Genomic DNA, 11,350 nt, shown 5'->3' with positions numbered 1-11,350 from the left:
TGGTTACGTAAGGACATTGTGAGAAACGGCTATTTTAACCGATCCACCTACGCCTGAAAGCCGTAGATAACCGGAGCCGCCGCCCACATGTCCCTTCATCAATCAACAATGTCAAAGAACCCGACAACCAAACCGGACAGCTATCCCGCCCCGTTCCTTGCGTTCCGGGGGACCAGCGTCCGTCTATGTTGGCGACCGTCCGATCCAGCGCCGCAGTGGCGTCGTCCCGTCCGGTGGAGGGGCATCTAGGGGGCACCGGAGATTCGAGCAACCCCAAAAATGACAGTTTTTGGAAATTCCCCGAAAAAAGTCGAAAATGGACGCTCAACACACTGATTTAAGGGCATTTATCTATGCCGCAGGTGCGAATGGTACGCCCGCTCCGCCTGGAAGCCATCCGAATGGCGGCGCCATAAGCTGCCTCTTGCAAGCAGGGCGCTTCCGCGTGTAACGCCCAGGACGCGGGGACTTGCAGTCCCCCGCAATGATCGCGCCGGTGTCCCGAAAGGGGCTTAAAAGGGAACGCGGTGCGGGAGGCGACTCCCCATTCCGCGGCTGTCCCTGCAACTGTAAGCGGCGAGCGCGATGCATATGCGCGGCGGAGCGACGCTTCCGCCGCCAGCCACTGGGCCGGACGCTAAATCCTGCGAGGCCTGGGAAGGCCTTGCATCGACGCGACGACCCGCGAGCCAGGAGACCTGCCGGCGTCTGGTCGCTCTTGCCCTGGCCCAGGGGATGGCCGCGGCACGGTGTCTTTCCGTCTGAGCGACGAACGAGCGGTGGAGGCCGCATCGGTTCGCGGGAGCGGTCGCTTTGTGGCGTCCGGCCGTCCCTGCGCGCCGGACGCCGTCTGGCGGTCAGGCCCCACCGGATGTCGCGAGACGCCGGAAGGAATGCGAATGCGATGGAAGATAATGGCCGCGAGCTTGATCGCGGCCCATGCGGTCCCGGCTCTGGCCGAAACCGAAGCGCCGGAGGCGGATATCATCGTCTTCGGCCGGGGAGAGGCGAAGATCGGCGTCGCCCATGCGGCAAGCGAGGGCAGCGTAGCCGGGTCCGACCTGCTGGTCCGCCCGCTGCTGCGCGTGGCGGAATTGCTGGAGGCGGTGCCGGGCATGGTCGCCGCCCAGCATTCGGGCAGCGGCAAGGCCAATCAATATTTCCTGCGCGGCTTCAATCTGGATCATGGGTCGGACTTCACCACCTATATTGACGGGGTGCAGATGAATTTCCGGTCGCACGGCCATGGGCAGGGCTATCTGGACCTGAACGGCCTGATCCCCGAAATCATCGCGCGGGAGGATTTTCGCAAAGGCCCCTATCGCGCCGACGGCGGTGATTTCGCGCTGGCGGGCGCAGCCTATATGAAGACGATCGACGGCTTCGACCGGCCATGGATGTCAGTGGAGGGCGGCTCCTACGGTTCGCGGCGGATCGCGGCGGGAGGCACGATCAAGGGCGTCGGACCAGGCGAATTGACGCTGGTCGCGCAGGCCAAGGCCTATGACGGGCCGTGGCAGGAGGCGGAGCATCTGCGCCACTATGCCGGTTTCGCCAAATATCGGGCGGGCGCGGTGGAGGCGACACTGCACGCCTATCGCGCCACCTGGCGGCCGACCGAGCAGATTCCGGAGCGGATCGTCGGATCGCCGGTCTGCGCGGACATATTCTGCTCGCCCGATCCCTCGGCGCGGGGGGAAACGACGCGGCTGGTCGGCAATGTCGCGGTGACGCGGGCAGACTGGCGCGCCAACGTCTATGCGCAATATTATGACTGGTCGATGTACTCCAACCCGACCTATGCCGACCCCGACGGGACCAGCGCGCAGATCCTGCAATATGACCGCCGCTGGATCGCGGGCGCGACGGCCGAAAAGCGCTGGTCGCTGGGCGAGGCGCTGGAATTCAGCGTCGGGACGGAGGATCGCTACGACCATATCGGCAATGTCGGCGTGTCGCGCACCGCCGACCGGGCCTACCTCTCCTCGCTCGGCCGCTATCATGTCGAGGAACTGTCGCTGGCCCTCTATGGCGAGGCGACGTGGCGGCCGCTGCCGGGCCTGCGGCTGACCGGCGGGCTGCGCGGCGATCATTATCGCTATGCCGTGCGGGCCAGGGATGCCGCGGCCGCCGCCCTGGGCACGGGCAAGGGATCGGACAGCCTGTTGTCGCCCAAGGCTTCGCTGGCCTATCGGGTTGCGCCCATGCTGGAACTCTACGCCAATTGGGGCCGGGGTTTTCACAGCAACGACGTGCGGGGCGCGGTGAATGTCGACACGCCGGTCCCGGTGCTGGTGCGCGGCACGGGCAAGGAACTGGGCGGGCGGGTCCAGATCGGTTCGGCCAGCCTGACCGCGACCTATTGGTGGCTGAATGTCGGCAGCGAACTGCGCTTCGTCGGCGACAGCAACGCGGTGGAGCCGACCGGCGCCAGCAAGCGGCACGGCTATGAGATCGTCGCCTTCTGGCGGCCGCTGCCCTGGCTGGCGCTGGACGGCAACTACACCGCCAGCCATTCGCGCTACGACAATGGGGACAGGATTCCGAACGCCTTCGAAAATGCGGCTTCGGCGGGCGTGGCTGTCGTGCTGGGCCGCTGGGAAACCAGCCTGCGGATGCGGCATCTGGGGCCCTATCCGCTGATCGAGGACAATAGCGCGCGCGACAAGGGCAGCACCATCGTCAACGCCCGTGGCGCGTGGAAAGGCAAGCGGATCGAGCTTTACGGGGAGCTGCTGAATATCTTCGACAGCCGGGACAAGGATATCGCCTATTTTTACGAGGCCTACATCCCCGGCTTCGACGCAGGCCCGCAGGAAGGCCGGTTAAGCCGGGTGGTGGAACCGAGAACCGTGCGGTTAGGGGTGAAAGTGAAGTTCTAACCCACCCCATTCCTCCCTACGCGCAGCGTGGGGAGGGGGACCGCTCGCGCAGCGAGTGGTGGAGGGGAAATTCGCAGGTCGCGCCCCATTCCCCTCCACCATGCTTCGCATGGTCCCCCTCCCCATCTCCCGATGGGGAGGAATAGGCTCACCCACCCCCACACAAGCCGATCACCGCCCTGATCCGCCCCGCGACCGTCGCGTCCATCCGCCCGGCCTCCCGCAGCGCCCGTTCCGCCGCTTCCGCCGCGCTGCCTAGCGCGGGCTGGCCGAACATCCCCGCCGTGCCCGCTATCTTGTGCAATTCGCCCCGCGCCTCCTCCAGCAACTCCGGCGCAGGCTCCGCCTCGTCCAACAACCGCGTCAGCAGCGCCGCCCACAACACCGTCTTCTCCCGAAAACGCTCGCTCAATTGCTGCGTCACCGGGTCGAAGGGCTCGGTGCTCTCCTCCACCCCCTTGGCGGGCAGCCATGTCGCCAGCGCCCGGCGCAATTCCGCCAACTGGAGCGGCTTGGCGAGATGCGCCTGCATCCCCGCCGCCAGCGATGCGTGCACATCCTCGCCAAAGGCGTTGGCAGTCAGCGCCAGGATCGGCAGTTCATGCGCGCTCACGCCTTGCGCGCGAATGGCCCGCGCCGCGTCCAGCCCACCCATCACCGGCATCTGCATGTCCATCAGCACGATGTCGTAGGGCGCGCCCTCCCCCCTCGCCCGCAGCACGGCGGCGACCGCCTGCGCGCCGTCCTCGACGATGGTCGCGCCGCAACCGATCCTCTCCAGCATCGCCCGCACCAGTTCCTGGTTGACGTCGTGATCCTCCGCCACCAGCACCCGCAGGTCGTGCAACAGGGCCGAATCCCGCGCAGCCGGAGCAACCGGTGCGGCTGCATCCTCCCCCGCCGCTTCGCAGGGCAGGCGCAGGATGAAGCGGCTCCCCTCCCCCACCACGCTGTCCAGCGTCAGTTCGCCGTTCATCAGCGTCACCAGTTGGGCGCTGATCGACAGGCCCAGGCCGCTGCCGCCGAAACGGGCGGCGGTGCCGGCGTCGGCCTGCACGAATTTCTCGAAGATGGCGGCCTGCCGCTCCGGCGCGATGCCCGGCCCACTATCCTCCACCACGATCACCAGCCGGTCCGCCCCGTCCAGATGCACGCGCAGCGCGACATGCCCCTCCGACGTGAACTTCACCGCATTGCCCAGCAGGTTCAGCACCACCTGCCGCAGCCGCAGCCCGTCGCCCGTCACCGTCCGGGGCAGGTCGCCGGCGATGTCGCGGATCAGGTCGATCCCCTTCTGCTCCGCGCCCACCCGCACCAGGTTGAGGCAGGCGTCCAGCGCATGGACCAGGTCGAAGGGTTCGCGGGCGATCTCCATCTGCCCGGCCTCCACCTTGGTCAGGTCCAATATGTCGTTCAGCAGGCGCATCATCGCCCGGCCGGAATCGGCGATCATCTTCACCTGGCGATGCTGTTCGGGCGGCAGGCCCGCGCCCAGCAACAGGTCGGCGAAACCCAATATGCCGTTCATCGGCGTGCGGATCTCATGGCTCATATTGGCGAGGAAGCCGGTCTTGGCCGCGCTCGCCATCTCGGCCGACCGGCGGGCGCCGATATCCTCCACCACGCAGACGAAGAAATCCGGCTCGCCCGACGCGTCGCGCACCAGCGACACGGTCAGGTTGATCCACACCAGCCCGCCATCCTTGCGGACATAGCGTTTCTCATAGGCGAAATCATTGATCTCCCCCAGCAGCAGGCGGCCCGCCAGCCGGGCGTCGATCTCATAATCGGCGGGATGGGTGATCTGCCGATAGTCAAGGCCGATCAGCTCGTCCCGCTCATAGCCCGCAATCTCGCAGAAACGGTCGTTGACCAGCAGGAATCGCCCCTGCGGGGAGCAGTGGGCCAGCCCGACCGCCGCCTGTTCGAAGGTGGCGGCGAAATGGCGGGCGGCGTCCGAATGGGCGGCATTGGCGAAGCCGGTGGCGATCGGCCCGGCCATCAGGCGCACGACGTCCAGGTCGGCGCGGGTGAAGGCGGCGACCTGACCGGAATAGACCTTCAGCACGCCGACCGTCCGGCCATGATAGGGTAGCGGAACCAGCATCATCGACCGCACCCCCACCTTCCGGCAGGCGTCGCGGTCGACGCGGGGGTCGGTCTCGCTGTCGTGGCAGAATTGCGTCTCGCCGGTGGCGACGCAGGTGCCCGACAGGCTGCCGCTCAGCGCCAGACGCATGCCGATCTGCTGGATCGACGTGCCGCTGGCGGCGCGATAGACCATATCGTCGCCGTCGCGCATCTCGACGATGGCGCCGGTCGCCAGCGGGATGATGCGCAAGGCGCGCTCCACCACCTCGTCGATGATCTGCTGGAAATCGGCATAGGCCTCCGTCACCGCGGACTGGAGCGCCAGCATCTCCTTCATCCAGCCGGGCGAGCTTGGGTCAGCCATGGGGCGCCTCCCAGCCATGGACGCGGAAGCCCGCGAAGCCGGGCCAGCCCGACAATAGCGGCGCCAGCATCCGTTCGGCCTCGACGGCGCGGGCGGGCGCGCCGTGGAAGCTGATGCGGGCGGGATCGGTCCTGCTCTCCCGCACCAGCGCGAACATGGCGTCGGCCGCGCTTTCGGCTTGCGGCGCGGCCAGCAGTTCCGCGCCCGCATCGCTCAGCCTCAACGTGCCGCTGGGCGCCCGGCGGTAGAGGCGGGTCGCCTCCCGCGCCACCGGCCCGGTTTCGATGGCGATGCGGACGGGCGGGCTGTCCTGCGCCAGCCAGCTTTCGGCGGCGTCCAGAACCAGTTGCGGATTGGTGCGATAGGCCATGACGATGATTTCCCGGATCGCGGCGCGGGCGCTGTCGATCGCCGCCGCCCCTTCGGACGAACGGCGCATCCACCAGGGCACGTCGACCGCCACCGACCCGCCCCATGCCCCGGCGACGGCCTGCACCGTCTGCGCCCAGCCCAGCCATCCCGCCACGGGGTCCGCCGCGAAGCCCGGCAGGGCATAGGGTTCGATGTCCAGTTCCAGCAGCGGGCGCGCCGCCAGATGATCGTCGCACCAGCGGCGCAGGCCGGCGAAACGGCGCGCGGCCCCGCCCCGCCCCTCCGCCGTCGCCATGGCGGGATCGCCGTCGAGCAGGCGAAAGCCGATGCCCCGCGCCGCCAGCGCTGCCGCCAGCCGGGTCAGCGCCGCATCGGGCATGGCGGGGGCCTGTATGGCCAGCTCGGTCCAGCCCGCCTCGGCGGCGCGGCGGGCGAAGCCGGACGGATCGCCATGCCAGTCCCGATCCTGCCACACCCATGTCCCCCGCGCATCGGACGCCCCGCTCCGCGCTACTTCATCGCTCCGCGCCCCTGCCCCGCCCGGTGCGTTGACCGGCACAGGCTCCAAAATCACCGCATCCAGCATCGCGGAGGCATCCGTGCCGGGACAGATCAGGACCAGCGCCTGTTCCCCCGGCCAATCCGCCAGCGGAAGGACCGAAGGCCCATCGGCCCGCAAAACGGCGGGCGCGGCCGAAGCATCCTGCCCCACCGGCAAAATCTCCACCCCGATTCTCGTATCGGCCCGCCCCTCCAGTCGCCATTGCCCGCGATAGCCACGGGGCAGACGCCGATCCGGCCAGCGCAGCACCAGCCCGGCCGCCGCCCTGCCCGCCCGGCAACGGATGCGCAGCCCCTCCCCGTCGCGCTCCGCCGTCACCCGCTCCTCGATGCCGAAGGGCCGGATCTCCGCCAGCGGCAGCAGGTTCGCGCCCATCGGGGCCAGCAGGGGCACGGGCGGCGCGGCCTCCCGCTCCGGCGCGATCGCGGCCGGGCGGAACATGTCCGCCTCCATCGTGCCCGACAGGGTCAGCCGTTCCACCTCACGCCAGTCCTTCACGACAGGCCCTTTCCAGATCGCCTCTGCGGACGCGGCCCCCGACCATCCCGCCAGCAGCGCAAGGCCGATCCACCTCATTGCCGCACGCCTCATTGCCGCACAAAGGCCGAACGGCCCGCCGCCGCCCAGCGATTGTCCTTGCGGAAGAAACGCCACATGCCATGCAGCCGGAACGCCAGATTGGCCTGCCTGTATCCCAGATTCTCCACCACGGCGGCGACGCCGATCATCGCCAGGTCGCGCGCGCTGGGGGTGCGGCGCAACTGCACCTCCTCCAGCGCCAGCGTGCCCAGGCTGAGCGCCGTGCCGAACAACACCGTCAGGGAGAAGAAGGCGAACACCACCGTCCCGCTCGTCACCCCCATCAGCCAGAGCAGCGGGATCAGCAGATAGCCGAACAATTCGCAGGGCGGCCCCAGCACATCCTCTATCACGATCAGCGGCATGCCGATCATGCCAATCCGGCCATAGCGCGGATTGCCAAGCATCCGGCGATGGCGGACGATGGTCTCCAGCGCCCCCTGTTCCCATCGCGCCCGCTGGTTGCGCAGGCCGCTCCATGTTTCGGGCGCGTCGGTCCAGCAGACGATTTCGGGCACGAAATCGACGCGATAGGGCTTTTTCTCCTCCCGCATGCGGCGGTGGATGCGGGTCACGACCTCCAGATCCTCCCCCACCGTGTCATGGCGATAACCGCCAATCTCCACCAGCGCGGCCCGGCGGAACATGCCGAAGGCGCCGGATATCAGCATCAGCATGTCGAACCGCGCATTGGCGATCCGCGCCGTCAGGAAGGCGCGCAGATATTCCAATATCTGGTATCGCGGCAGCCATTTGCCCGGCAGGCGGATTTCCCGCACATGGCCGCCCGCGACCACCGACCCGTTGACGATGCGGATCGCCCCGCCCACCGCCATCAGCGACCCGTCGTCGGCCATGAAGGGTTCGGCGGCGCGCAGCAGCCCGTCCGGCTCGATGATCGAATCCGCGTCGATCACGCAGACCAGCGGCGCGGCGGCGAAGCCCAGCCCCGCATTGACCGCGTCGGCCTTCCGCCCATTCTGCTTGTCGATCAGGATCAGGTTGGGGTAGCGCGCCGACCCGTACACGCCCAATATCTTCGTCTTCTGCAATTCGGCCAGTTGCTCCCGCTCTATCGGGCGCAGCGCGAATTCCCGGATCAGCACCTCCAGCGTGCGGTCGCTGGAACCGTCATTGACCAATATCACCTCATGATCGGGATATTCCAGCGCCAGCAGCGCCCGCACGCTGTCCGCTATCGACAATTCCTCGTTGAAGCAGGGCGCGATGACCGACACCGGCAGCGCCAGGTCGGCATAGCGGGTCCACAGGTCGTAGGACCGGCTGGCAGGCTTGATCCGGGTAACGAAGATGCGCGCCGCCAGCAGAAGCTGGATCGTCGACACCAGGTTGCGGACGGAAACGACCAGGAAGCAGAGCAGGCCGATGGCGGCCAGCGTGCTGACTCCAACCCCGGCGGCGGTGGCGAGGATGCGCTCCATCAGGCCGCCACCTTCAGCATCTGCACCGCCTGCTGGGCGCGCAGCCGGACCCAGGGAGACGGATCGTCCCGCATCGCCGCCAGCAGCGGCAGCGCGGCGGTCAGCCCCATGATCTGGCAGGCGCGTATGGCCCGCGATCGTACCGGATGTTCAGGGTCTTCCAGCATCCGGATGATCCACCCCGCGCTGCCCGGATGGCCCAGCCGGGTCGCGGAATCCAGCGCGGCCAGGCGCACCGGCGGATGCGGATCGACGGCGGCGGCGGCCAGCAGCGGCAGGGCGGCGTAATCCTCCGTCCAGCCGAGCGCGTCGATCACCAGGGCGCGGACGGCGGGCGGCAATTGGTTCGACCGGCCCAGCGTCATCAACTCGACCGGGTGGCTGACCGCCAGCAGCCGGAACAGGCTGCGGTGCAGCGGCGTGATCCGCGTTTCGTAGAGCGACAGGTCCTGGATCAGCCGTTCCGGCGCGGGCAGCGCGTCCAGTTGCGCCAGCAGCGACGCCGCCTCCAGCCGCGTGTCGATATGCGGGTCGCCATGCAGCACCGACAACAGCATGTCGACGGCGGGCGCGCCGCCGATGCTGCCCAATATGCGCATCGCGTCCACCTGGGTCCGGCGGCGCAGACTATATGTCCTGCGCAACGCGTCCTTCAGCAGGCCGTGCCGCTGGACCAGCGCGATCAGCCTCTCCCGCTCCTCCCCGCGCAATAGCTGGATCATGCGGCCGATGGCGGCCAGCTTGTCGGCGGCGCGCGCCTTGCGGAAAACGGGGCCGGACAGCACATCCTCGCCCTCTCCGCTCAATTCGCCGCCCATGATCTCGCGGATCAGCGCCTTGGTCATGGCGGCGGCCTGCGCCTCGGCCCGCTCGGTGCGGCCCCGGCGGATCACCAGGAACAGCAGCACCGCCGCCATGCCCAGCGCGCCGTAGAATGAAACGAAGATGGCGATCTGCGCGACATGGTCGGGGATCGGCATGACCGTCATGGTCAGAAACCGATCCGAATGCCGACCGACCCGCCCTTGCGCGTGTAGGTCGCCCGCCTGCGGTCATAATCCAGCCCGGCCCTCAGCGTGATCCGCTCCGCCAGCGGCACGGCGGCGCCCGCGAACAGCGAATGGACCTGCCGGGTAATGCCCGCTTCCGTGTCGGGATAGGTCGCCGCACCCGCATAGAGGGTCGCGCCATGGGCCAGCGTGCCGTCCAGCCGCCCGGACACGCCCGACCGGTGCGTGCCCTGCTCGTCCCACAGGTTGATCATCCGCACCGTGGCGCTGACGCCCAGCCGCGCCGCGGTCAGGCGGACGCCCGGCAGGAACGTCGTCACCGACACGTCGCGATATTCGGCATGGCGCAGGTCCGCCAGCAACGTCGCATAGCGGGTGACGTCCGCCTCCACCCCGCCGCTGACGCCCCATTTCTCACGGAAATCGGCCTTGGGGGTGGCCGCCACGGCGGCATAGGCGCGGACATGCGGCCCGAAACGCCTGTCGATGCGCCCCTCGATGCGGGTGTCGACGAAGCTCTGCCGGTCCTCCCGCTCCGCGGCGACCGCCAGTACCGTGCCCGGCGCCACCCGGCCGAAGGCGGCGAGCGTGGTCGCCGACCAGGTCTGGCTCGGCCGGTGCGCGAAGGAGACATGGGAAAGCGCCTGCGCGGCGGCGACGCCGAAACGGCCGGACGCGGCCGGAGCATCTTCCGGCCGAAGCTGGCGGCGAATGGCGGCGGCCTCCGCATCGCCGGGCGAGCGTTGCTCCATCGCCGCGACCTCCCGTTCCGCCGCCGCCCGGTCCCCCGACCAGAGATAGGCGCGGGCCAGCGCCGCGCCGATATCGTTGTCCATGGGCGCCAATTGCTGCGCCTGGCGCAGCGTGGCGATGGCCTGGGGATAGTGACCGGCAAAGGCATGGGCGCTGCCCAGCAGCCGCAAAATCTCCGCATCGCCTGGAAAATCCGCATTGGCCCGGTCCAGCAGGGCGATGGCCTGCGCTTCGTCCCCGCGCTCCACCGCATCATGGGCGGCGGCGATCTGCGCGTCACGGGTAGCGGCGGGGCTGGATACGGCAGGCAGGGCCTGCGCCGTCCCGGCCGCCGTCAGCAAGGCCATGGCGCAGGCGGACGCCGCCCTCACCGCGCCATCCGCGCCGTTTTGAGGATGGCGTTGACCCGCACCACCAGCTCGTCGGGAATGAAGGGCTTGGTCAGATAGTCTCGCGCGCCCGACGTCAGCGCCGCCATGACGTCCGCCTGCGCCTTGCGGGACGTCAGCATCACCACCGGAATGTCCGGCATTTCCTGCCCCATGGCGCGCAGCACGTCCGCGCCGGACATAACCGGCATCATCGCGTCCAGCACCAGCAGGTCGACATCGCCCTGCCGCGCCGCCTCCAGCGCGGCGGCCCCGTCCTGCCGGATCGTCACCTCATGACCCGCAGCCTCCAGCTTGAACCGGACCAGCTCGCCCAGCAGATCGTCGTCATCGGCGACCAGAATATGCGCCACTATGCACTTCCTCACACAGCCTCAGCGTTCACTATCCTTCAACTGCGGATATTTTCCTTTTTTAACAATGGATAATGGCGTTTTAACCCTCATTTCGCCGTAACGCGGCAACGGCCCGCCAGCTTGGGGCGAGGATGCGGGAAAGTTGAAAGCGGGACCGCGCTTGCCTATCAGCGGCCTATGGACGGCATCCGGGACATATTGGACCGCCTGCGCGCGCGCCCCGCCAATGTGGTGACGCGGGCGCGGCGCATGGTCGAGGCCCATGTGCCGGAGGAAAGGCGCGGGCCGGGATGGGACCGCCACTGGCGGGAACTGGAGGCCTATCTGGAACTGCCGGGCCAATGGTCCGCCGCCGAGGGGAAAGAGGATGACGGCTGACCGGCTGCTACGCTACCCCCTATTCTCCAGCCAGGATAATCCTCCCTACGCGCAGCGTGGGGAGGGGGACCGCCGCTGAAAGCGGTGGTGGAGGGGAAATACGCAGGTCGTGCCCCCTTCCCCTCCACCAGCCCTCGGCCTGGTCCCCCCCCCCCCCCCCCCCCGGGGGGAA

General features: G+C 68.5%; 8 protein-coding genes and 1 riboswitch. Of the genes, 2 read left to right on the top strand and 6 right to left on the bottom strand.

Annotated elements, in window-relative coordinates; genetic code table 11:
* Window positions 1-482: 482 nt before the first annotated feature.
* A riboswitch (cobalamin riboswitch) is annotated at window positions 483-720 on the top strand.
* A gap of 179 nt (window positions 721-899) precedes the next feature.
* A complete protein-coding gene (locus tag BV95_RS21570) occupies window positions 900-2,882 on the top strand; it encodes a TonB-dependent receptor (RefSeq protein ID WP_037457170.1) in 1,983 nt (660 codons plus the stop codon).
* Window positions 2,883-3,030: 148 nt separating this feature from the next.
* Here BV95_RS21570 and BV95_RS21565 read toward each other — a convergent pair whose 3' ends face one another.
* From BV95_RS21565 to BV95_RS21540, 6 genes are read right to left on the bottom strand one after another with little or no spacing between them, the layout of a single operon-like run.
* Window positions 3,031-5,337: a hybrid sensor histidine kinase/response regulator gene (locus tag BV95_RS21565; RefSeq protein WP_051749936.1), complete on the bottom strand. Its 2,307-nt coding sequence runs from the start codon at window positions 5,335-5,337 to the stop codon at window positions 3,031-3,033.
* Window positions 5,330-6,847: a hypothetical protein gene (locus tag BV95_RS24175; RefSeq protein ID WP_037457168.1), complete on the bottom strand. Its 1,518-nt coding sequence runs from the start codon at window positions 6,845-6,847 to the stop codon at window positions 5,330-5,332. Before BV95_RS24175 ends, BV95_RS21565 begins: the two co-directional genes overlap by 8 nt.
* A gap of 11 nt (window positions 6,848-6,858) precedes the next feature.
* Window positions 6,859-8,292, bottom strand: a complete 1,434-nt coding sequence (locus tag BV95_RS21555) for a glycosyltransferase family 2 protein (protein ID WP_037457165.1) — start codon at window positions 8,290-8,292, stop codon at window positions 6,859-6,861.
* A complete protein-coding gene (locus BV95_RS21550; RefSeq protein ID WP_037457161.1) occupies window positions 8,292-9,281 on the bottom strand; it encodes a HEAT repeat domain-containing protein in 990 nt (329 codons plus the stop codon). Before BV95_RS21550 ends, BV95_RS21555 begins: the two co-directional genes overlap by 1 nt.
* 2 nt (window positions 9,282-9,283) lie before the next feature.
* Window positions 9,284-10,426 (bottom strand): YaiO family outer membrane beta-barrel protein, encoded by a 1,143-nt coding sequence (locus BV95_RS21545; RefSeq protein ID WP_156483476.1) that lies wholly within the window; start codon window positions 10,424-10,426, stop codon window positions 9,284-9,286.
* Window positions 10,423-10,797: a response regulator transcription factor gene (locus BV95_RS21540; protein WP_013849238.1), complete on the bottom strand. Its 375-nt coding sequence runs from the start codon at window positions 10,795-10,797 to the stop codon at window positions 10,423-10,425. The genes BV95_RS21545 and BV95_RS21540 overlap by 4 nt, the downstream gene beginning before the upstream one ends.
* 180 nt (window positions 10,798-10,977) lie before the next feature.
* Between BV95_RS21540 and BV95_RS21535 the strand changes: the two genes are divergently transcribed.
* Window positions 10,978-11,178, top strand: a complete 201-nt coding sequence (locus BV95_RS21535; RefSeq protein ID WP_013849237.1) for a hypothetical protein — start codon at window positions 10,978-10,980, stop codon at window positions 11,176-11,178.
* Window positions 11,179-11,350 lie beyond the last annotated feature (172 nt).

This window comes from Sphingobium chlorophenolicum, from assembly GCF_000722875.1.
GTDB classification, from domain to species: Bacteria; Pseudomonadota; Alphaproteobacteria; order Sphingomonadales; family Sphingomonadaceae; genus Sphingobium; species Sphingobium chlorophenolicum.
Note: the sequence above shows the minus strand (reverse complement) of the source record. Positions and strands in the feature narration are given on the sequence as shown.